Raw genomic sequence first — 23,010 nt, 5'->3', positions numbered from 1 at the left:
TATTGATGCCTACTTCTAGGAATGGAGCCACAAAAAACATAGATAACGTGATTCATTTTGTAGCGGATGGGGAGTTTTATTTCAGTTATGGTGTGCAGGCTTTCCAAAAAAGGAATTTCACCATGGCTGTCAAATGGCTGAAAAAAGCGATAGAAAAATCTCCCGATGAACCCCTATATGCTTGTCAACTGGCTGTCGTCCACACAGAGCAGGGCTCCTATCATAAAGCGAATCAATTATTGACCGAAGTACTTTCGGTATTCGGAAAAGAATATGTTGATTGTTATTACTTAATTGCAAATAATTATGCGCATCTCGGTTTATTTAAAGATGCGAAAAAATATGCAGAAGCCTATTTGGAAAAGACGAAACAAGGCGATTTCAAAGAAGCTGCTGAACAATTATTAGAGTTAGTTACATCTTTGGAAGAAGAGGAAGATGATGACTGGACGCTGGAAGATGAGGATGAATTGCTCATTTACCAGGAAACCGCACTCTACCATCTCCAGCGTCAGGAATGGGAAGAAGCCCTGGTACTCCTCGAAGAAATGATGCAGCTTTTCCCTGATTATACAGCGGCAAAGCATGAGTACACATTTGCGCTATTCCATCGTGGAGATGAAGATGAGGCGATCGAGTTAGAGCAGCAGTGGCTGGAAAACCAGCCGAACAATTTGCACAGCCATGTCAACCTTGCTATTTTTTACAAAGAACGAAATGACGATCGCAGTGATGAACATATTAAGATGGTAAAAAAGATTTTTCCAATCCATGACCATCAAAAACTCTATATTGCCCAGGCATTGACAAGAACTGGTCATTACCAGGAAGCATGCGAGCGGTTCCAATCCATCCGGTCGAAAGATGTTAAACGTACGAAAACATTTTATAAATGGCACAGCATCGCATCCTATCATACTGGAAAGCCTTCCAAGGCATTGCATTTGTGGAAAGAAGGGTGTAAGAAATACCCGGAAATGAGTGAGGAAGGCGGCCCTTGGAACGCATCTTGACAGCATATGGGGAGATGACGTTCCGCAAATACCCTAGTGAGCATATTAATAGACGCAGGAGATACATTTTTATAGGATGATAGTATGAAACTGACTAGTTCGAGTCAATGTATATATAGGGGGCTGAATTAAAATGGAAGAGCATATTTATGATGTGATCATCGCAGGTGCAGGGCCGGCTGGAATGACAGCTGCTGTCTATACTTCGCGTGGGAATTTAGATACGCTTATGATTGAGCGTGGAATTCCAGGTGGTCAAATGGCTAACACAGAAGATGTCGAAAACTACCCTGGTTATGAAAGCATTCTTGGGCCGGATCTTTCCAACAAAATGTTCGAGCATGCCAAAAAGTTCGGTGCCGAATATGCCTATGGAGATATCAAGGAAATCAAAGACGGCAAAGAATATAAAACGGTTGTAGCAGGAAATAAAGAATATAAAGCACGTGCTGTCATCATTGGTACTGGCGCTAAATATAAAGAGATCGGTGTTCCTGGTGAAAAAGAACTGGGAGGACGCGGTGTATCCTATTGTGCTGTATGTGATGGGGCATTTTTCCGTGATAAAGAGCTGGTTGTCATTGGTGGGGGAGACTCTGCTGTAGAAGAAGGAGTGTATCTGACTCGCTTTGCCAGCAAGGTCACCATTGTCCACCGTCGTGATGAATTGAGAGCACAGCCGATCCTGCAGCAACGTGCATTTGATAATGAAAAAGTGGAATTCATCTGGGATACTGTATTAAAATCCATCAATGAAAAAGATGGAAAAGTAGGCAGTGTAACCTTATTCAATAAGAAGTCAGAAGAAGAATACGAGTTTGATACAGATGGGGTATTCATCTATATTGGAATGATTCCGCTAAGTGAACCATTTAAAAGTTTAGGTATTACAAATGAACAAGGCTATATACCGACTGATGAAAATATGGAAACAAAGATTCCAGGGGTTTTTGCAGCCGGTGATATTCGTGAAAAAACGCTCCGTCAAATTGTGACAGCTACAGGAGACGGAAGTATTGCGGCCCAATCTGCCCAGCATTATATCGAAAACCTGATGGAAGAATTGAAGGTTGCCAATAAGTAACCAATGGCCGTCTGTTGGCGGGTGTGCAGGACTTTTGGAATAGTAATTGCAACTTAACTCTCCTGTAACACGCATGAAATAATTGTGGGGTACAATATAATTAATTAATTGACCCCCTTTTAATAGATAGATCTATTGCGCACAGGTGCCTAGCCGCCTGTGCATTTTTTTTGTGGCTGGTAACATTGTGGGACGAATCTGATTCATTGTATAATAATATATGATGTCCTCCGACTAAGGATGAGGTGACGTAATTGCAGCGAGTGACGAATTGTATTTTGCACATAGATGATCAAGTTTTGATGTTGAAAAAACCGCGAAGGGGATGGTATGTAGCCCCTGGCGGTAAAATGGAACCTGGTGAATCGATTAAAGAATCAGCTGTCCGGGAATTCAGGGAGGAAACCGGATTAGCAATTAAAAACCCTGAAATGAGAGGGTCATTCACTTTCATCATCCGGGATGGCGACGAAACTGTCCAGGAGTGGATGATGTTTACTTTTTATTGCACCGAATATGAGGGATCACTGTTAGAGGAAAGCGAAGAAGGTGAGCTGGAATGGGTGCCAGTGGCTGAGGTACTTAGCAAGCCTATGGCAGAAGGCGATCGGCATATTTTTAACCATATACTGACGAGTGACGAGCAAGTTTATGGAACGTTTGTTTATACGCCTGATTATCAGCTGCTCGAAGTAGACTTAGATCCTACAGATCCTGAATAATTAGTATTTTGCCAGCAAGGTTTATGCCATATCGATGGAGACTGCTGCCTGATTGGAGTGGATATAATATGACTAAAAAAGAACAAGAGACACAGCTGGTAATCATCACGGGAATGTCTGGGGCTGGTAAAACAGTGGCGGTACAAAGCTTTGAAGACTTAGGTTTTTTCTGTGTGGATAACCTGCCGCCAGCTTTGCTGCCAAAGTTTCTTGAATTGATGAAGGACTCTTCTAACAACATTGAGAATGTAGCACTTGTGATGGATTTAAGAGGACGGGAATTTTTTGATGCATTATTTGAAGTATTGGATAAGCTTGTGGATGAGCCATGGCTGCAGGAACACATCCTGTTTCTGGATGCACAGGATCAGGCGTTGGTTTCCCGGTATAAGGAAACACGACGTTCTCATCCTCTCGCGAAGGATGGACTGCCTTTAGACGGCATAAAACAAGAGCGCCGGATGCTCGATGAGTTACGTGGAAGAGCGCAAACAATTATAGAAACGACTGATTTGAAACCGAGAGAGTTACGGGAGCAAATCATCCAGACGTATGCCAATACGCAAAAGAAACGTGAGATATTCTCGGTTCAAATGGTTTCCTTCGGTTTCAAATACGGGGTCCCGATTGATGCGGATTTAATATTTGATGTAAGGTTTTTACCCAACCCACATTATGTGGAACACATGCAGCCGCTCACCGGACTTAATAGTGAAGTGTCATCGTATGTCTTCAAATGGTCTGATACACAGAAGTTTCTCGAAAAACTGATTGATCTGCTGCAGTTCATGCTTCCGCAATACAAACGGGAAGGAAAAAGCCAGCTAATCATCGGAATCGGGTGTACAGGTGGACAGCACCGTTCGGTGGCGATAGCTGAACATTTACGCAAGCATTTTTCAACCGATTACGTAACCCATGCCAGCCATCGGGATATCGATAAAAGAAAGGGCCATTGATCATGACAATAAATAGAAAGCCTAAAGTGGTCGTCTTGGGTGGCGGGACCGGCATGCCTGTTTTACTCCGTGGTCTCAAAGACCTGCCAATTGACCTTTCTGCTATCGTGACAGTTGCCGACGATGGGGGAAGTTCCGGTCGGTTGAGGAACGAAATGTCCATTCCAGCTCCAGGAGATATACGGAATGTGATTGCTGCATTGTCTGATGCAGAACCAATGCTGCTCGAATTATTCCAGCATCGGTTTGAAAGTGGAAATGGATTGTCCGGCCACTCCATGGGTAACCTACTATTAGCCGCGCTGACCTCCATGAAAGGCGACTTTTTTACAGGCATCAAAGAGATCTCCCGTGTTCTTAATGTGAAGGGGAAGATTTATCCAATCGCTAATCAGAATATGTATCTACATGCGGAAATGGAAGACGGGACATTAGTTTCAGGGGAATCGAATATTCCTAAATATCCCGGCAGAATCAAGCGGGTATTTCTGGAGCCGGATCCCGTAAAACCGCTCCCGGAAGCGGTGGAAGCAATTAAACATGCGGATTTAATTGTTATTGCACCAGGAAGTCTCTATACAAGTACGCTTCCTAATATTATCATACCCGAAATTTCTCAAGCCTTGAGAGAAACATCAGGAAAAGTAACTTACGTATGTAATGTTATGACGCAGCATGGTGAAACAGATGGCTATTCAGCAGGCGATCATGTCAAAGCAATTATTGATCATGTGGGTCAAGGATGTGTCCATTCCATCATAGTTCATAACCAGCCAATCGAACATGATGTAAGGAAAATTTATGCTGAAGAACAGGCAGAACCTGTCATCTATGATAATGAGCGAATTCGCCGGATGAAATTGGAAGTCATTGAAGAAGATATCATCGACCATTCCAAAGCGATGTTGCGCCATGATACTAAAAAAATTGCAAACCTGCTCTACAGTATGCTGTAGATAGCAAGGAGTTTTATGCAGGGAGGTGAACGTCGTGTCTTTTGCTTCAGAAATTAAGAAAGAGCTGACGAATGCGGAAATGGAAAAACCGTGCTGCATTCATTCCGAATTGGCGGCCCTGATCCGTATGAATGGCTCCGTATCTCTGAATTCAAATAAAACATACGTGCTGGACGTTCAAACGGAAAATGCTGCTATTGCCCGGCGGATCTATACATTGATTAAAAAAGTCTACCACTCACCAGTGGAGTTGCTTGTCCGAAAGAAAATGCGTTTAAAAAAGAATAATGTCTATATCGTTCGGATGAAAGAGGAAGTAAAGGCCTTTTTAGAAAAATTGGAAATTATGAATGATGGTCCTTTTTCCTTCAACCGAACCATTTCGGAAAATCATAAACAGGATATCTGCTGTAAACGCGCCTACCTTAGGGGGGCTTTTCTTGCAGGTGGTTCTGTCAATAATCCGGAAACATCTTCTTATCACTTGGAAATTTATAATTCTTATCAAGAACACAATGAAGCTCTATGTGAGTTGATGAATGAGTTTAATTTACATGCCCGGACCCTGGAAAGAAAAAAAGGGTATATCACTTATATCAAAGAAGCAGAAAAAATAACAGAATTTCTCAGTAATATGGGAGCCCATCAGGCATTATTCAAGTTTGAGGACGTGCGAATAGTCCGTGATATGAGAAACTCTGTCAACCGCCTTGTCAATTGTGAAACGGCAAACTTGAATAAAACAATTGGAGCCGCCTTCCGTCAGGTGGAAAACATTAAGTTTATTAAAAATACCGTGGGTATTGAAGCTCTGCCAGAAAAACTGCAGGAGGTAGCAATGCTGCGTCTGTTGCATCAGGATGTTTCTTTGAAGGAATTAGGTGAATTGGTTTCTACAGGGAAAATCAGCAAATCCGGAGTAAATCACCGGCTAAGGAAAATTGATGAATTTGCTGAGAAGGTGAAAAAAGGAGAGATTTATCCGACTTCCCAGCAATAAGGTGATTTCCAAGTATAATCCATGTTATTGATAGAAGATTCATGCTATAATGAATGCAATTAAAAAACGCTTTCAAGGAGAGCGTTTTTTCTATCACCAACTATGATAGCGCTTCCCATATAGGAGTGTAGAAGAGAGGAGAATTCAGGTGGTTGAACGGTCGTTGAAAGTGGAATTGGAAACAGGTCTGCAAGCGAGACCAGCAGCCCAATTCGTGCAATTAGCTAATCGTTTTTCATCCGATATATTCATTGAAAAGGACGGAAAAAGAGTAAACGCCAAAAGCATTATGGGATTGATGAGTCTTGCTATTGGAGCCGATGAAGAAGTACTGCTGATTACCGAAGGTTCTGATGAAGAACCGGCTATGGAAGAACTGCAGGCTTTCGTTATAAAATAGTAATGGTTGATGCTACTTATGTGAATAAATGAACATTGGGTATAGTGTGTTCAGGAAAAAAGCTTCCATACTAAAGACCCTGACCGGGAGGTCAGGGTCTCTTTTTGAATGAAAAAATAATTATTATTCGGTTGGTTTCTTTTCCATTACTTTGTCGATCAATCCATATTCTTTCGCTGTATGCGCTGGCATGAAGTTATCACGATCGGTATCCCGCTCGATAACCTCTAATGGCTGTCCAGTACGCTCAGAAAGGATTTTATTCAACTTTTCACGCATTTGCAAGATACGACGAGCATGAATTTCGATGTCAGCTGCCTGACCTTGCGTTCCACCTAAAGGCTGGTGAATCATAACTTCACTGTTTGGCAGTGCATAACGCTTACCTTTTTCACCAGCAGCCAATAGGAAAGCTCCCATAGATGCTGCCATACCGATACAAATGGTAGATACATTTGGTTTGATGAATTGCATCGTATCGTAAATTGCCATTCCAGCTGTAATGGATCCGCCTGGCGAGTTGATATAAAGAGAAATATCTTTGTCCGGGTCATCAGCTGCCAGGAATAGAAGCTGAGATACAATCGAGTTGGATACGTTATCATCGATTCCGCTTCCCAGCATAATGATTCGGTCTTTCAGCAGGCGTGAGTAAATATCGTATGCACGTTCTCCGCGGTTTGTTTGTTCAATAACTGTAGGTACTAAATTCAATGTAAATTCCTCCTTCATCACTTATTATCATTGAATGATGTGATAGTTTTATCATACATCCAAGGTCAATAAAGGTCAAACAAAATACTTCGACTTTATCAGGCAAAATTCCTTCTACCATGATTCCCTAAATCAGGCAGAATAAACCTGCCTCTATAGGTTTTTCCAGCTGTTTACAGTAGTTGATATTTGTTTTTGGGTCTTCCCCGACTCCCATAATCAGAAACAACTTCGATTTCCCCTTTTTCCACCATGTGATGGAGGTAGCGATGGACGGTCTGATAAGCGATTGGCAGTTGCTGCTGAATCTCATTGATAGTTACTGGCTGGTTTTGATTATAGAGGAAGTGTTTAATCGACTTGCGTGTCTCTTTGTTGATTCCTTTGTCTACATATATATCCTGCTCTGTATGAGCCAGTTTAGCGAATTTCATATTCAGTTTGATCCGTGATATTAAATCAGGTGCCTTTATTGGCTTCATGGCAAAATCTGTAGCACCTGCTTCTAAAAAAGTGTTGGCAATATCCTGTCGGTCATCCACAGTTAAAACGATGATAGGGATATGCTTGTTTTCCTTTCTAATGGCTTTGACAGTTTTCAACCCATCCCATTCCGGCATGTGATAATCGACTAACACCAGGTCAGGGTCGAGCTTTTGCAATAATGCCACCCCCTCTTTTCCATTGGAAGCTTCGGTGGATGGCCACTCACAAAATTCGCATATTTCTTTCAGGGTGAAACGTATGTCTTCATTGTCATCGATGATCAAAATCATCCTATCGCTTCCTTTCTTGAGTGCTGAGGGATAGTGATCGTGGTGATCGTATAAGAACCCGGTTCACTTGATACCTCAATACTGCCAGAATGACTCTCTATTACCCGCTTAACAAACGGCAGACCGATACCGGAAGAATTTTTAGTGCTGAAACCTTCCTGCCAAATGTGAACAAGGTTAGCCTGGTCGATACCAGGTCCGTTATCTTCTATTCTGATGCAGGTTCTATTAGCTTGATTAGTTACATCCACCTTGATTTTCCCCCCGCGGTCATGTAAATAAATCATCGAGTTCTCCAGCACATTGGATATTGCCCTGGAAAATCGTATTTTGTTAACATATAAAGGAGGCACAGCTTCATCGATATGAACTTCAAAGTCAATTGGCAGGTCATCTGTGTTCAAATGACTCATCACATAATCAAGCAATTCTTCTACTGGTATTTCTTTTCGAATATCTTCATAAAGTATATCCGAAATCATTTCTTTCATTTTCACGACCGATTGATTAATTCGGCTAAAATAACTTTTTGACTTGTGGTCATCTGCCTTTACCTTCATTTCCATCAAAGATAATAGCCCTTCAATCGCTACCAAGGGTGTTTTTAAATCGTGGACTAATGTATGCATCTCCTGATAAACCTTGGACTCAATTAAATCATTTCTGGTCCTTTGCAGTTCTTTTCCTTGTGCCTGGTATAATTTTAAAGTAGCGATTTGTTTATTGAATAAGTGAATCAGCGTAGTAAAAATCAAGGCAATGATAAAGAAAATAAGGAAAAATACTAAGGCAATCGTGCTGAAAAGGTTATGATCGGTCAAGAATTCATCTACAGTCTTTAAGCTCACAGCCAGGTCGTTTGTTCCAAATCCATAATGGCTTAAAGACGGAATCAAGTTAAGCCATTGAAGCGAGGTGGTTGTCAAAATCAACAAAACGAGAAAGGTTAAGGCGAAATAGCGCTGCTGTGGAAGGTAGGTACTAAATAATAGGATAAAGCCGATCGTCAGTAATTGCGGAAGGTACGCATAATATTCAGCATAAAGGAAGTTCAGCGCCCAAACTGCCATTAATGACAGAATGGCATACACTATTTGGAAGCGGACGGTACTGCTGTTTTTGACAAAATATCTAGTAAGAAATAATGTACCGAAAAAAATCATAGAAAACATCAGTACGTTCCGTGAAATATAGGCAAAAGCAGTAACAAGCAGCTTCCCGCTGTCTTCCTCAATAAGGCTGCGGTCGATCTCTTCATAGATGTACATGGACCAGTCCATCGTCAATGCTGGTATCAGCATTCCGTAAAAAACAAGTACAATTCCAAGGGTTCCCCAGAAAGGGTGTGTTTGCTGCTTCATTCTGAATCCCCCTACCTGAACACCGAGTTGAATGGTGTTTTCATATCTTCTATTTCATTTGCAAAGGTGGACTTTACTTTATAGTCTTGAATCATGTCCATTAAATTTTGAGGAGGGATCTCATGCTTTTTTCCAATAAAATAATCTGCATAAGGAAGAGTCATCGCTAAAAACTCCCACGATTCTTCATAATCCCTATATTGGACATCCAAATCAAAAATCACTACCGGTACTTGCTCTGCTTCTGCTTCTTTCATTAACTCAACGATACGTTCTTTCTCCTGAGCCAACTTTCTATTTTTATGTAGCAACCCGTTGTAGCTATAGCCAGCCACAATGACCAGCGTCTCGTATTCGTATAAATCTGTTGCCAACGCCCTTGGGCGGTATTCGGCATCGAGGTGGAGCTGTTGGGCAAGCTTTTGGACAATCCCGCCTTCCACCGTTTGTCCTGCTGAAGTGATTAAGACGGGTTGTTTCCCGATTGGTGCAGGAAGGTTTGGATACATATATGTCGTTTGTCCTGATGCCTGATAGGAATGGTGTCCGATCACAATAAGACTGATAACGAAGCATAACAATATGATGGAGTATTTCTTCAAAAGGCATTTCCCCTTATTTGGTGTATCAAATCTATAAGCTTTAGCGGTAAATCAGAAGTGAAAGGCACTTTTACTCTTATTTTACTTAAATATTCTGAATAATGAAAGGTGCATTTAATCAGCCTGGTTAAAAAGAAGGAGAATGGAGCTGAACTAATAGGAGGGAGATTTAATATTTGGATCCCGTGGACTGATAATAGAGGGGCCTCCATATGGCAAAAAAATCGAGTATAAAATCTATTGATTTTATACTCGATTACATCTGCTGATTTAATTGTTTATCCATCAACTACTGGAACTACTTTTTTTATTGCTTTAAGCGTGGATCGAGTGCATCTCGCAGTCCATCACCCAACAGGTTGAAACCTAAAACAACGAGAAGGATAGCAAAGCCAGGGAACATGACTACCCATGGAGCAGTCTGCAGGGCGGAGCGGCCATCACTAAGCATGGCTCCCCATTCAGGGAGAGGTGGCTGTGCCCCTAACCCTAAGAAACTCAGACCTGCTGCATCCAAAATAGCCGTACCTATCGTTAGAGTTGCCTGGACAATAATTGGCGCCAGGCAATTCGGTAATACGTGAGAAAATAAAATTCTTCCATTCTTCGCACCAATTACACGGGAAGCCTCAATATATTCCGTTTCTTTGACAGAGAGCACGGTCGATCGTACAATCCTGGCAAAATGGGGTACACCCACGATTCCAACGGCAATCATAGCGTTTGTCAGGCTTTTCCCTAAGACAGCAACTAATGCAATCGCCAATAGAATACTAGGAAAAGCCATCATGATATCAATCAGCCGCATGATAATCTGGTCGACCCACCGTCCGAAAAATCCGGCAACAGCTCCTAGAAATACACCGACAATCATTGAGATTCCTACAGTGATGACACCAATTTGAATAGTTATCCGTGATCCGTAGACAATCCGTGAGAAGATGTCCCTTCCAAGTTCATCTGTTCCTAACAAATGTTCAGAGGAAGGAGATTGATAGCGGTCGATGATGCTTTGGTCTGTTGGTGAATGGGTTGCAATTTGAGGTGCGAATATAGCAACCACAATCAATAATGTTATGATGACCAAGCCGATTAAAGACGTTTTACTTTTGATTACCCTGGATAAGGAATCAAGCCAGAGGCTTGAGTTCTTTTTACTTTTTAGTGCGGGATCCATCTGATCCGCTTTTGCTTCAGCAGCCAAGGTTTTCACATCCTTTCCTAATCCAGTTTGATTCTTGGGTCGAATAACGTATAAAGGATATCAGTGATCAAGTTTACCAATACGAAAATGATAGCGATGATTAAAATAGTGCTTTGGACGACAGGATAATCCCGGCTGAGGATGGCATCGACTACATATCTTCCGACCCCTGGCCATGAGAAAATCGTCTCCGTTAAGACGGCTCCCCCTAATAAAAATCCAAACTGCAATCCAATGACAGTGAGAACTGGAAGGGAAGCGTTTTTCAGGGCATGTTGGAAGATGACCAACCGGCCGGCTAACCCTTTTGCGTTGGCAGTTCGTATGTAGTCCTGCTTCATAACTTCTAACATACTTGAACGAGTCATACGCGCGATGATAGCCATTGGGATGGTGGCAAGGGCCAGGCCTGGCATCAATAGGTGTCGGAATGCATCGACGAATGCCGTTCCGTTCAAGGTCAGAATGCTGTCTACCAAATATAAGTTGGTGATTTTTGTCAACTCAATATCATTGGATAGCCTTCCGGATGGAGGTAACCAATTCAATTCCACAGAAAATAGCCAAATCATCATTAAACCAAGCCAAAATATTGGCATCGAGACACCGAATAATGCTCCACTCATACTCAGATTGTCAAACCAGGAGTATTGCTTAACAGCTGCGATCACTCCGGCAAGTACTCCGATAACAACAGCAATGGTCATGGCAAATAGGGTCAATTCAATCGTAGCTGGCAGTCGGCTGCCTATTTCTGAAGCGACCGATTCTTTGGATTTGATAGAGTCACCTAGATCACCAGTAGCGATTTTACCCATAAAGTTTCCATATTGGACAATATAAGGGTCATTTAAGTTCAATTCTTCCCGCAACATTTCCAGCTGCGTTTCTGTCGCTTTTTCTCCAAGAATACTTCTGGCTGGATCTCCGGGAACCAGATGCATCAGGGAAAAGGCGATGATCGATACACCGATGATAACGGGTATCAATGATACAAGACGTCTAATAATATAATTGAGCATACTGCATTCCTCCAAATTTAAAAAGCTGTTCAAAGGGGCTTTAGCTGGCAGTTGTCTGCCGCGAAGCGCCCCTTTGGTTTTCACAGCCTTTTTCATAGCCTGATTAAAAGGGAGGGGGAAAGGAATATCCCTTCCCTTAACCTCAATTAGTTCAGTTCTAAGTAGTTGAAAGGTTCACTTCCTGTTGGATGAGGAATATAGTTCTGAACTTCTTTCTTAACGGCAAGTGGTGGTGTCGTATGAGCAATCGGGAACCATGGTGCATCTTCATGAATGATTTCCTGTGCTTCTTCATATAGCCCGACACGCTTCTCCTGGTCAAGCTCTGTTTGCGCCTGTTTTAAAATGTCGTGCAGTTCATCATTCTTATAGAATGCGATGTTTCCTGCAGAGCCTTTTTTAGCATTATCTTTATCCAGCAATACGTAGAGGAAGTTGTCAGGGTCACCATTGTCACCTGTCCATCCTAAGAACGCCATATCGTGGTCGCCATTTTCAGTTGCGCTTAAATGAGAATCCCATTCGTTTTCGACGATTTCAACTTCAATGTTGACTTCTTTCAACATTTCCTGGATCGCCTGTGCAGCGAACTTCGGCTGTGGCAGGTAAGGGCGTGGATTGGACATGGTATACAGAGTGATACTCATGCCATCGCCGTATCCTGCTTCAGCAAGTAGTGATTTTGCTTCTTCGACATCGTAACCGTAATCTTCTACGTTATCGTTATAGCCCCATAGGGATGGCGGCATTGGATTTTTAGCAGGTTTTCCAATACCTTCAAACAAGGAAAGTAATTTCTCTTTATCAATGGCAAGGTTGATTGCCTGACGGACTTTCTTGTCTTTTAATGGACCTTCTTTATCCGTATTCATAGCCATATAGGATACGTTCATAGAAGGACGACGGATGATTTGTAATGCTTCATCATCTTCTGCCTGCTGGATATCCTGTGGGTTCATTCCATTCATTGCATCAATAGAACCTGATTGCAATTCCATGAAACGAGCACCATTATCCGGAATAACACGGAAAATCACTGTATCGACTTTAGCTGTTTCTCCGAAATAATCTTCGTTTTTAGACAAGGTAATGCTGTCATCCTGTTTCCACTCTTCAAAAATGAATGGACCGGTACCGACAGGGTTTTTGAAGTAGTCCTCTCCATGCTCTTCAATAGCATCCGGGCTTGCGATACCAAATGGAGGCATAGCAAGTGTGTTCAGGAACGGTGCATTAGGTTCAGATAGTGTGAATGTAACTTCATAATCTCCTGTAGCTTCTACCTTTTCAATGATTCCACCGGGGTTTTCTTCAGATGCCCCGAACATATAACCGTAGTAAACATATTCTGCTCCTTCTGTCCAACGCTCGAAGTTGAAGACGACATCTTCAGCTGTAAAGTCAGTTCCATCGTGGAATGTGACATCATCACGTAGTTGGAATGTCCATTCCAGGCCATCATCACTTGTTTCCCATTCTGTAGCCAGGGCAGGTACTACTTCTGTACCTTCCTGTTCATAACGAACTAGTGTGTCATAAATCTGGTTGGTGACATAAATGGATTCACCATCGGTAACTTTAGAAGGGTCAAGCTGTTCTGAGTCGGCTCCTCGGCCAAATACGAATGTGCTGCTGCCGCCGCTGCCTTCTTCAGCTGACTCGGAATCTGTAGTATCCTGGCTGTTACTGTCTTCACCTTCCGAATTGGCTTCATCGTTATTGCTGCATCCAGCTACAACTAGAACCATCAGTGTGAAAACGGTCAACAACATCCAAAGTGCTTTTTTCTTCACAATTAGTTCCCCCTTAAATAGAATGTAATAAATTAAGTATTAGACAAGCGTTGCTTCCGTGTCTTCAACCACCTCCTTAACGAGATGACAGGCAACTTGATGCTCTGCACCTGGAACCTGTTTTAAGACCGGTTTTTTCTGTTTGCATATATCTTCGGCCCAAGGACACCTGGTGTGAAATTTACATCCTTGAGGTGGATTAGAAGGAGAAGGAAGATCTCCCTCAAGGGTGATCCGTTCCCGTTTTTCTACGGGCCGCGCCTCGGGAATGGATGATAATAATGCTTTAGTATAGGGATGCTTAGGGTTTCCATACAGCTCTTCCACATCACCTATTTCTACAATCTCGCCTAAGTACATGACAGCGACTCGGTCACTGATATGATGGACGACACTGAGGTCATGGGCAATAAAAATATAAGTGAGGTTGAATTCTTTTTGTAAATCTTCCATTAAATTGATGACCTGAGCCTGAATAGATACGTCCAAAGCCGAAACAGGTTCATCACAAATAATCAATTCCGGATCCAAAGCTAAAGCTCTTGCAATCCCGATCCTCTGTCTTTGTCCTCCACTGAACTCATGTGGGTAGCGGGATTTATGATAACTGTCCAGCCCTACTACTTCGAGCAGCCTATCCAGTTTCTGCTGCCGTTCTTCTTTTGACATACCGAAGATTTTCATCGGTTCTGTCACCGTTTGTTCAATTGTTTTACGAGGATTCAAGGAAGCGTAGGGGTCTTGAAAGATAAGCTGCATTTCTTTGCGAAGCTTCCTTAATTCTTCCCCCTTCACATCGGTGATGTCCTGCCCTTTATAAAAAATCTTGCCTTCTGTCGGCTCAAGAAGTTTCAGTATGGTCCGCCCTGCTGTGGATTTTCCGCACCCACTTTCACCTACCAGGCCGAGTGTCTCCCCTTGATTGACTGTGATGGATATACCATCGACAGCCTGAACAGCGCCTGTCTGTTTAGGGAAAATAGCTCCTTTATAAATAGGGAAATGTTTTTTTAAATTTTGGACACGTAAAAGTTCACTCATGGACGGTCACCTTCTCTTCCTGTTCATACAATAAGCAGCGCACAAAATGGTCTGTTTCATCTTCTGATAGAGCAGGATCTTTTATCAGACACTCATCCTTGACATGAGAACACCTGGGTGCGAAGCTGCATCCCCTTGGCAAGTCTCTTAAATCAGGTGGCAGGCCTTTAATTGCCTCGAGTCTTTCTTTTCGGTTATGAATTTGAGGAATAGATGATAGCAATCCCCAGGTATAAGGGTGCTTTGGTTTATCAAATAACTCTTTGACACTCGAGAATTCTACGGGTTTACCAGCATACATAACCATGACACGGTCACATACTTCTGCGACAACACCAAGGTCGTGCGTAATCATGATGATAGCCATGCCCAATTCTTGCTGCAGCTTTTTTAACAGGTCGAGTATTTGCGCCTGGATGGTTACATCAAGGGCGGTCGTAGGTTCATCCGCAATCAAAACTTTAGGATTACAGGCAAGTGCCATCGCAATCATGACACGCTGCCGCATTCCTCCACTGAATTCATGGGGGTAGTTTTTTAAACGCTTGGCAGCATCGGGGATGCCCACTAAATCAAGCAACTCGATTGCGCGAATGCGTGCTTGCTGTTTATTCATATTTTCATGAGTCATAATGGTTTCCAGCATCTGTTTTTCTACAGAAAAAACCGGATTAAGGGAAGTCATCGGATCTTGGAAGATCATCGAAATGTCTTTCCCGCGTATTTTTCTCATTTCTTTTTCCTTCTTAGGCAGCAGGCTTTCACCTTTGAAACGAATATCACCTGAAACGATTTTGCCTGGGGGGGACGGTACTAATTTCATTATCGACATAGCCGTAATACTCTTACCGGAACCGGATTCTCCGACAATCCCTAGTGTTTCTCCTGGTTTGACAGAGAAACTGACACCATCAACGGCTTTAACGACCCCGGCTTTAGTGAAAAAATGGGTATGTAAATCTTCTACTTCCAGAATGGGAAGATGGTCAGCCATAGCGAACCTCCTTATGACGAGTGAATTCTAAATTTGATGTGCTTATTATTATACATAAATTCTGAAAATTACGAATTAAATCTCTTTTTTCTCAAAATTAATTAAGAGAAAAAGATATTATCTAAATATTAGAAGGACCCGGGCAGCTAGTAGAAATTAGCCCTTGCGTTTTTGAACAGATGTGATTATAATAATCAATGCATGTCATTTTGCGCCCGTAGCTCAGTTGGATAGAGCTATAGATTCCGGTTCTATGTGTCGGGGGTTCGAATCCTCTCGGGCGCGCTAATAAAAACACCTGGTTTTTATACCAGGTGTTTTTTTGTACTTTATTAATTTTTTATCTTTGTTAAAGGGTTAAGACATTAGCTATAAGGACTCGTCGATAAGCCAAGTTTTTTCTAATACTTTCTTTTTAGCTTCTAAGATTGCTAATGAAATACTTTTCAGGAAATATTACGGAAGTTGTAAAAGAATCGTTAACGAACAGATGTTTTTATACACTGCAAGCCATGTTATGATAGATAAAAGAAACAAGTAGGCGACATATCTGTCGTAAGTAAAATGGGGTGTTTATTACGAAATTACTTCGTTATAAAATTTTGTATACCGAATTGATTGCAGAAGATCGCCGTATTCATGTTTTTGATATGACGTCACAGCGAAAACTGTCCTTTAATTATGCCTCACTGAAACGAAGTCCTGATAAAAGGGCGAAAGAATTACTGAATTTCTTAAAATCCAAAAATACTAAAATAGAATTAGGTTTATATGATAATAAAGGACGCGCGTCTTAGCGTTCTTTTTTTGTTTAGTTACCTGTTAATATCCTTGTTGATTTTACATTTAAGCTCCCTTTTCTTGAAGACTCAGTTTCGATATAGTTTGTTTCCGTTACGGTAGTAACGGTGTGGAGCCCCGGGAAATCACTCGCTTTCCGTGGGCATGTGGTGAGCTTCCTCAGGCTCCGCCTTGCGGGATCTCACCGCTCATGTTCATCTCACAGAACTTTGAATAAGCTTCTTAATAAACACCGCGCGAAGGAAATGCGTAGCATTTTCGAGGAGTCTCGCAATTTCCCGGACTCCTTGCGTTTATGAGAGAAACGGAAACATCGGTATATCATTCTTCAAATCAAGTCTTCGACTTTTCGGCCTTTTGTTGAATAAACGACTTAGGGGAAGTCAATGAAATGCCTGCTTGAGCTTTGTTTTAAAAATGTAATTAGTGGTAAAATGTATGTGTGGGCAATGTAAGCTGGAACAGGGGGGGCTGGAATTGAAGGAAGTCATTTTGTATTCAAAAGAAAATTGCTGTCTTTGTGATGATGCCAAAGAATTGTTAAAAATGTTAAAAAAAGATTATAATTTCACCGTTTTAGAAAAAGATATTTATAAAGACGATACATTGCTTGAAAAGTATCAGTTCGAAATACCGGTCGTGAGAATTGATGAAGAAGAACTCAATTGTGAACAAATTGATATAATTTCATTAAGAGAACGTTTACAAGAAAAATAACCGATTTTTATCACTTGCGGCAATGTAAGGGTACTGGTATATTTAATCATGAAGAAAATATTTTTTTGCTCTGCGTGGGACGAAATCTGACTAGTCGGGACAAAAACATCCCGGAGGATGGAATTCTTAAAACTGAAGGGGCTTTTCCATGAGAGCTTTAATTGATTTACAAAAGAAATTATTCCCTGATTTACTAGACGTTATGCAGAGACGATATCAAATCCTGCATTATGTCCAGTTGATGGAACCTGTAGGAAGAAGAAGTCTGGCAGATAATATGGAATTAGCGGAACGGACAGTCCGCAGTGAAGTTGATTTTCTTAACCAGCAAGGTTTTATCGCTATTACGGTAAAAGGCATGCATATTACCCGTGATGGAAAGATGATTCTTGAACAGCTGGCCGATTTCATTAAAGAGGTTTCCGGGATTAGGGTTTTAGAAAAACAGTTAAGGGAAAAATTAAATTTAGACCATGTAGTGGTCGTTCCAGGTGACAGCGATGAACTACCCTGGGTAAAACAGGAAATGGGGAGAGCTTGTGTCCATTATTTAAAAAGCATTCTCGTTTCCGATAGTACAATCGCGATTACCGGTGGTACAACCATGGCGGCAGTTGCTGAAATGATGACTCCACTTACTGGAGCACCGAATTGCTTGTTCGTACCTGCGCGGGGTGGGCTCGGCGAGAGAGTTGAAAATCAAGCCAATACCATTTGTGCTGAAATGGCAAAGAAAGCAAAAGGGGATTACCGTCTTTTGTATGTGCCTGACCCTCTAAGTGAAAAAACATATCAGTCGATCACTTCCGAGCCGTCTATCATAGAAATACTCAACTTGATTAAAGGTTCAGATACCGTCATCCATGGAATAGGAAATGCCCTGACTATGGCCGAAAGAAGAAAAGCCTCACCGGAGCAGGTAGAGAAAATCAAGCAAGGACAAGCGGTTGGAGAAGCTTTTGGCTATTACTTTAACCAGCAAGGCGAAATCGTTCATAAAGTCAGAACGGTAGGCCTGCAGTTGGAAGATCTCTCAGATTCCCAGCACGTCATTGCAGTTGCTGGAGGAGAGTCGAAGGCCCAGGCTATTGCTTCTTATTTCAAACCCGGGAAAAGCAATGTCCTTATTACCGATGAGGGTGCTGCACAAAAGCTTTTAAGGGAAATTTCCCTTTAAATAGATTTAATAAATTACAACCAATTCAAGGAGGAATTTTATAATGACAGTAAAAGTAGGAATTAACGGCTTTGGACGTATTGGACGTAATGTCTTCCGTGCCGCTTTAAACAATAACGATGTAGAAGTAGTGGCAGTAAACGACTTGACTGACGCTGAGATGCTTGCCCACTTATTGCAATATGATACAGTACATGGTGAACTTGAAGAGAAAGTAACTGTAAACGGCAGTAACCTTGTCGTTGGCGGAAAAGAAATTACTGTACTATCTGAAAAAGACCCTGCACAACTAGGCTGGGGCGATCTTGGCGTAGAAGTTGTCATCGAATCTACTGGTCGTTTCACAAACCGTGCCGATGCTAAGAAACACCTGGACGCTGGTGCTAAGAAAGTAGTCATCTCTGCGCCTGCAAAAGAAGAAGATCTTACACTAGTTATGGGTGTTAACGATTCTGATTATGATCCAGACAACCATCACGTTATTTCTAACGCTTCTTGTACAACGAACTGCCTGGCACCATTTGCAAAAGTGCTTAACGACAAGTTCGGCTTGAAGCGTGGTATGATGACAACAGTACACTCTTACACGAACGACCAGCAAATCCTTGACCTGCCACATAAGGATTACCGTCGTGCCCGTGCTGCTGCACAAAACATCATCCCTACTACAACTGGTGCAGCGAAAGCTGTTGCAAAAGTATTGCCTGAATTGGATGGCAAGTTGAATGGTATGGCTATGCGTGTACCGACTCCAAACGTTTCTATCGTGGACTTGGTAGCAGAGCTTGATAAGAACGTTACTGTTGAAGAAGTTAACGCTGCACTTAAAGAAGCTGCAGAAGGTGATCTAAAAGGAATTCTTGGTTACAGTGAAGAACCACTAGTATCCAGCGACTATAATGGAAACACTAACTCTTCCATCATTGATGCTATCTCTACGATGGCTATTGAAGATAACATGGTTAAAGTAGTTTCCTGGTACGACAACGAGTTCGGTTACTCCAATCGTTGTGTCGATCTGGCTGCATTCCTTAAAGAAAAAGGACTTTAATTCAGAGTTAGAGTCGAATAATATGAGGTAAAGTGTAAGGGGGAGGTCCATAATCCTCCTCCTTTATCACTTTTAAGGCAATTTTTTATACCTAAAAGGAGGTCCACCGCTGTGAACAAAAAAACAATCCGTGATATCAAAGTACAAGGAAAGAAAGTATTTTGCCGCGTTGACTTCAACGTACCGATGAGTAACGGAGAAGTTACCGATGACACGCGTATTAAAGCAGCATTACCGACGATTTTACATTTAGTGCAGGATGGAGCAAAAGTCATTCTTGCCAGCCATCTGGGTCGTCCAAAAGGAGAAGCGCATGAGGAGCTTCGCCTGGATCCTGTAGCTAAGCGCCTGAGCGATTTAATGGGCCGTACGGTAACGAAGACTGACGAAGTTTACGGTGACGAAGTCAATCGTGCCATCAAAGATATGAAAGATGGCGATGTGTTATTGATCGAAAACGTCCGTTTCGAACCAGGTGAGGAAAAAAATGATGACGCGCTGGCAAAAGAGTTTGCAGCCATGGCTGATGTCTATGTCAATGATGCGTTTGGTGCAGCACACCGGGCACATGCATCTACAGCTGGGGTCGCTCAACACTTACCGGCAGTAGCGGGCTTTTTGATGGAAAAGGAATTGAATGTGCTTGGACAGGCACTTTCTGATCCTGACCGTCCATTTACAGCTATTATCGGAGGCGCAAAAGTCAAAGATAAGATTGGTGTCATCGACAACTTGCTTGACAAAGTCGATAACTTGATCATCGGTGGCGGACTTGCCTATACCTTTCTGAAAGCCAAAGGCTATGAAATCGGAAAGTCATTGCTCGAGGAAGATAAAATTGATTTGGCAAAGCAATTCATGCAAAAAGCTGAAGATAACAATGTTAATTTCCTAATGCCGGAAGATGTCATTGTAGCTGATGATTTCTCCGAGGAAGCGAATACCAAAGAAGTGAGTATCGACAGTATCCCTGCTGATTGGGAAGCACTTGACATTGGACCAAAGACGCGGGAAAAATACAGTCAGGTGGTCAAAGATTCCAAGCTGATCATCTGGAATGGACCTATGGGCGTATTCGAATTTAAACTATTTGCCAATGGTACGAAAGATGTAGCAGCTGCACTTGCGGAGACAGACGGCTACACAGTAATCGGCGGTGGTGATTCTGCAGCAGCGGTAGAAAAATTCGGATTTGCTGAAAAAATGGATCATGTTTCTACTGGTGGAGGAGCTTCACTGGAATTCATGGAAGGAAAAGAACTTCCTGGCGTATCCCTATTGAACGATAAGTAAAAAAGGAGAGGTGAGCATATGCGTAAACAAGTAATTGCAGGAAACTGGAAAATGAACAAAGTTTTAAATGAAGCAGAGCAATTCGTACAGACTGCCAAAAATGAAGTGCCAGGCGAAGAACAAGTAGAATCTGTTGTTTGTGCGCCATTCCCTTTTCTTCATTCGTTAATTAAAGAAACAGAAGGTACTCCATTAAAAGTTGGTGCTCAAAATATGCACTTTGAAGAAAGCGGCGCGTTCACAGGAGAAGTCAGTCCTGTCATGCTGAAAGACTTGGGAGTATCTTATGTAGTACTTGGACACTCCGAGCGTCGAGAGCTTTTTGGTGAAACGGATGAGGACGTAAACAAAAAGGTCCACGCTGCATTCAAACATGACCTGACACCGATTGTATGTGTTGGTGAAACATTAGAACAGCGTGAAAATAATGAAACGATGAACCATGTGGAAGCACAAGTGAAAAATGCACTGGAAGGCCTTAGTGATGAGCAAGTGCAACAAGTCATTATCGCTTATGAACCTATATGGGCTATTGGAACAGGCAAAACTTCTTCTGCAGAAGATGCAAATGAAGTATGCAGCCATATCCGTAAAGTTGTAAAAGAATTTTCTTCAGAAACAGCTGCAGAAGCTGTACGTATCCAATATGGCGGTAGTGTCAAGCCGGCAAACGTCGATGAGCTGCTTGGGCAGTCTGATATCGATGGTGCATTAGTAGGTGGAGCCAGCCTTGAGGCTGATTCATTCTTAAAACTTGTGGAGGCAGGTAAGCATGAGTAACAAAAAGTTAGCGGCCTTGATCATCTTAGATGGCTATGCCATGCGTGATGAAGAAAAAGGGAACGCAGTAAAGCTGGCCAACACTCCTAATTTTGATCGGTATTGGAGCCAGTTTCCTCATGCTCAGCTGAAGGCTTCTGGAGAGGCAGTCGGCCTTCCGGAAGGGCAAATGGGAAACTCAGAGGTAGGACATTTGAATATCGGTGCCGGTCGTATCGTTTACCAAAGCCTGACACGAGTGAACTTATCGATCAAAGAGGGGGACTTCTTTGAAAATGAAGCATTTGTAAAAGCAATCGACCATGCCAAACAGCATGATAAATCCCTGCACATCTTCGGTTTATTATCGGAAGGCGGGGTTCACAGTCATATTGAACACCTTTTTGCCTTGTTAGAACTTGCAGCCCGACATGATATGGAAAAGGTATATGTCCATGGATTCCTGGATGGTCGTGATGTTGGTCAAAAATCTGCCAAGAAGTACATCCAGCAGACGGAAGATAAAATGGCAGAACTTGGCATAGGAGAAATTGCTACGATTTCCGGCCGCTATTATTCCATGGACCGTGATAAACGCTGGGACCGTGTCAAGAAATCCTATGATGCCATGGTATACGGTGAGGGACCAACGTATAACAGCGCAATGGAAGTTGTAGATGATTCGTATGCGAATGAAATCTATGATGAGTTTGTGCTCCCATCTGTTATAGTAGATGAGGAAGGGAACGCGAAAGCTAAAATTGAAGATGAAGATTCCGTTATCTTCTATAATTTCCGTCCGGACCGCGCGATCCAGATTTCAAGGACATTTGCTAACGAAGACTTCCGTGATTTTGATCGCGGAGAAAAAGCACCGAAGAATCTCCATTTCGTAGGGTTGACCCAGTTTAGTGAAACGGTCGATGGAGAAGTAGCCTATGAGCCAGTTAACCTCGATAATACTGTTGGGGAAGTATTGGCACAAAACGATATGAAGCAGCTCCGAATTGCAGAGACAGAAAAATATCCGCACGTCACATTCTTTATGAGTGGCGGTCGTGAAGCGGAATTTCCTGGAGAAGAACGAATTTTAATCGACTCACCAAAAGTAGCCACTTATGACCTGAAACCGGAAATGAGTGCCTATGAAGTGACGGACGCTCTTTTAAAAGAGCTGGATGCCGAAAAGCATAATGCCATCATCCTGAATTTTGCCAACCCGGATATGGTTGGACATTCAGGAATGCTGGAACCAACGATTAAAGCGATTGAAGCTGTAGATGAATGCCTTGGCAAGGTTGTGGATAAAATCCACGAAAAAGGCGGACATGCGATTATCACAGCTGACCATGGGAACTCGGATGAGGTCCTTACACCAGAAGGAAAACCAATGACGGCTCACACTACCAATCCTGTTCCGGTTATTGTGACAAAAGAAGGCCTGGAGCTTCGTGAAGGCGGCATTCTCGCTGATTTATCCCCGACACTTTTAGAGCTGCTTGAAGTAGGACAGCCAAAAGAAATGACAGGCCAATCATTAATTAAAAAATAATTTTATCCTAAAGGAGAGT

Annotated in this window: 22 protein-coding genes and 1 tRNA gene; 14 read left to right on the top strand and 9 right to left on the bottom strand. The window is 42.3% G+C overall.

The window, feature by feature from the left end; all coding sequences use genetic code 11:
- Positions 1-5 precede the first annotated feature (5 nt).
- The 7 genes from B9Y67_RS06215 to B9Y67_RS06185 all read left to right on the top strand — a co-directional run bounded on the left by B9Y67_RS06215 (position 6) and on the right by B9Y67_RS06185 (position 6,134).
- The gene (locus tag B9Y67_RS06215; RefSeq protein WP_085505895.1) at positions 6-1,013 is read left to right on the top strand and encodes a tetratricopeptide repeat protein; all 1,008 of its coding nucleotides are present in this window, start codon (positions 6-8) and stop codon (positions 1,011-1,013) included.
- A gap of 133 nt (positions 1,014-1,146) precedes the next feature.
- Positions 1,147-2,097 (top strand): thioredoxin-disulfide reductase, encoded by a 951-nt coding sequence (gene trxB, locus B9Y67_RS06210; RefSeq protein ID WP_085505894.1) that lies wholly within the window; start codon positions 1,147-1,149, stop codon positions 2,095-2,097.
- 254 nt (positions 2,098-2,351) lie between these two features.
- Positions 2,352-2,819: an NUDIX hydrolase gene (locus B9Y67_RS06205; protein ID WP_085505893.1), complete on the top strand. Its 468-nt coding sequence runs from the start codon at positions 2,352-2,354 to the stop codon at positions 2,817-2,819.
- A 68-nt stretch (positions 2,820-2,887) separates the two neighbouring features.
- Entirely contained in the window at positions 2,888-3,778 is an 891-nt protein-coding gene (gene rapZ / locus B9Y67_RS06200; RefSeq protein ID WP_085505892.1) for an RNase adapter RapZ, read from the top strand.
- Positions 3,779-3,780: 2 nt separating this feature from the next.
- Entirely contained in the window at positions 3,781-4,734 is a 954-nt protein-coding gene (locus B9Y67_RS06195) for a gluconeogenesis factor YvcK family protein (RefSeq protein WP_085505891.1), read from the top strand.
- Between the two features lie 34 nt (positions 4,735-4,768).
- On the top strand, positions 4,769-5,734 hold the full coding sequence (gene whiA, locus B9Y67_RS06190; RefSeq protein ID WP_085505890.1) for a DNA-binding protein WhiA: 966 nt from the start codon (positions 4,769-4,771) through the stop codon (positions 5,732-5,734).
- Between the two features lie 148 nt (positions 5,735-5,882).
- A complete protein-coding gene (locus B9Y67_RS06185; protein ID WP_085505889.1) occupies positions 5,883-6,134 on the top strand; it encodes an HPr family phosphocarrier protein in 252 nt (83 codons plus the stop codon).
- Between the two features lie 123 nt (positions 6,135-6,257).
- Here the strand turns inward: B9Y67_RS06185 and clpP are convergent, their stop codons facing one another.
- The 9 genes from clpP to B9Y67_RS06140 all read right to left on the bottom strand — a co-directional run bounded on the left by clpP (position 6,258) and on the right by B9Y67_RS06140 (position 15,641).
- The gene (gene clpP, locus B9Y67_RS06180) at positions 6,258-6,848 is read right to left on the bottom strand and encodes an ATP-dependent Clp endopeptidase proteolytic subunit ClpP (RefSeq protein ID WP_062441188.1); all 591 of its coding nucleotides are present in this window, start codon (positions 6,846-6,848) and stop codon (positions 6,258-6,260) included.
- A gap of 173 nt (positions 6,849-7,021) precedes the next feature.
- Positions 7,022-7,624, bottom strand: coding sequence for a response regulator (locus B9Y67_RS06175; protein ID WP_085505888.1), 603 nt, complete (start codon positions 7,622-7,624; stop codon positions 7,022-7,024).
- On the bottom strand, positions 7,621-8,985 hold the full coding sequence (locus tag B9Y67_RS06170; RefSeq protein ID WP_085505887.1) for a sensor histidine kinase: 1,365 nt from the start codon (positions 8,983-8,985) through the stop codon (positions 7,621-7,623). Before B9Y67_RS06170 ends, B9Y67_RS06175 begins: the two co-directional genes overlap by 4 nt.
- Before the next feature lie 11 nt (positions 8,986-8,996).
- Complete coding sequence (locus B9Y67_RS06165; protein ID WP_085505886.1) at positions 8,997-9,587, bottom strand: DUF6305 family protein; 591 nt, start codon at positions 9,585-9,587, stop codon at positions 8,997-8,999.
- Positions 9,588-9,894: 307 nt separating this feature from the next.
- On the bottom strand, positions 9,895-10,791 hold the full coding sequence (gene nikC / locus B9Y67_RS06160; RefSeq protein WP_394463514.1) for a nickel transporter permease: 897 nt from the start codon (positions 10,789-10,791) through the stop codon (positions 9,895-9,897).
- Between the two features lie 17 nt (positions 10,792-10,808).
- On the bottom strand, positions 10,809-11,813 hold the full coding sequence (locus tag B9Y67_RS06155; protein WP_085506707.1) for an ABC transporter permease: 1,005 nt from the start codon (positions 11,811-11,813) through the stop codon (positions 10,809-10,811).
- A 146-nt stretch (positions 11,814-11,959) separates the two neighbouring features.
- On the bottom strand, positions 11,960-13,606 hold the full coding sequence (locus B9Y67_RS06150) for an ABC transporter substrate-binding protein (protein ID WP_369668743.1): 1,647 nt from the start codon (positions 13,604-13,606) through the stop codon (positions 11,960-11,962).
- Between the two features lie 39 nt (positions 13,607-13,645).
- Positions 13,646-14,647: an ABC transporter ATP-binding protein gene (locus B9Y67_RS06145; RefSeq protein ID WP_085505884.1), complete on the bottom strand. Its 1,002-nt coding sequence runs from the start codon at positions 14,645-14,647 to the stop codon at positions 13,646-13,648.
- Positions 14,640-15,641: an ABC transporter ATP-binding protein gene (locus tag B9Y67_RS06140; protein WP_085505883.1), complete on the bottom strand. Its 1,002-nt coding sequence runs from the start codon at positions 15,639-15,641 to the stop codon at positions 14,640-14,642. Before B9Y67_RS06140 ends, B9Y67_RS06145 begins: the two co-directional genes overlap by 8 nt.
- A gap of 211 nt (positions 15,642-15,852) precedes the next feature.
- On the opposite strand from B9Y67_RS06140, the gene B9Y67_RS06135 reads away from it, so the two are divergent.
- The 7 genes from B9Y67_RS06135 to gpmI all read left to right on the top strand — a co-directional run bounded on the left by B9Y67_RS06135 (position 15,853) and on the right by gpmI (position 22,991).
- Positions 15,853-15,926 (top strand) — tRNA-Arg (locus B9Y67_RS06135).
- Positions 15,927-16,919: 993 nt separating this feature from the next.
- Positions 16,920-17,159, top strand: a complete 240-nt coding sequence (locus tag B9Y67_RS06125) for a glutaredoxin family protein (protein WP_254901727.1) — start codon at positions 16,920-16,922, stop codon at positions 17,157-17,159.
- A gap of 148 nt (positions 17,160-17,307) precedes the next feature.
- Entirely contained in the window at positions 17,308-18,336 is a 1,029-nt protein-coding gene (locus B9Y67_RS06120) for a sugar-binding transcriptional regulator (RefSeq protein WP_085505881.1), read from the top strand.
- 43 nt (positions 18,337-18,379) lie between these two features.
- Positions 18,380-19,387 carry a type I glyceraldehyde-3-phosphate dehydrogenase gene (gap, locus tag B9Y67_RS06115; RefSeq protein WP_062441159.1) on the top strand — a complete coding sequence of 336 codons (1,008 nt, stop codon included), beginning with the start codon at positions 18,380-18,382 and terminating at the stop codon, positions 19,385-19,387.
- Between the two features lie 111 nt (positions 19,388-19,498).
- Complete coding sequence (locus B9Y67_RS06110) at positions 19,499-20,680, top strand: phosphoglycerate kinase (RefSeq protein ID WP_085505880.1); 1,182 nt, start codon at positions 19,499-19,501, stop codon at positions 20,678-20,680.
- Between the two features lie 18 nt (positions 20,681-20,698).
- Positions 20,699-21,460, top strand: a complete 762-nt coding sequence (gene tpiA / locus B9Y67_RS06105; RefSeq protein WP_085505879.1) for a triose-phosphate isomerase — start codon at positions 20,699-20,701, stop codon at positions 21,458-21,460.
- Complete coding sequence (gene gpmI / locus B9Y67_RS06100) at positions 21,453-22,991, top strand: 2,3-bisphosphoglycerate-independent phosphoglycerate mutase (protein ID WP_085505878.1); 1,539 nt, start codon at positions 21,453-21,455, stop codon at positions 22,989-22,991. The genes tpiA and gpmI overlap by 8 nt, the downstream gene beginning before the upstream one ends.
- The last annotated feature ends 19 nt before the right edge of the window (positions 22,992-23,010 follow it).

Origin of the sequence: Thalassobacillus devorans, assembly GCF_900176565.1 — a bacterium.
Taxonomy (GTDB): domain Bacteria; phylum Bacillota; class Bacilli; order Bacillales; family Halobacillaceae; genus Thalassobacillus; species Thalassobacillus devorans_A.
The sequence above is the reverse complement of the archived record's forward strand: the minus strand, read 5'-3'. Positions and strand labels throughout refer to the sequence as shown.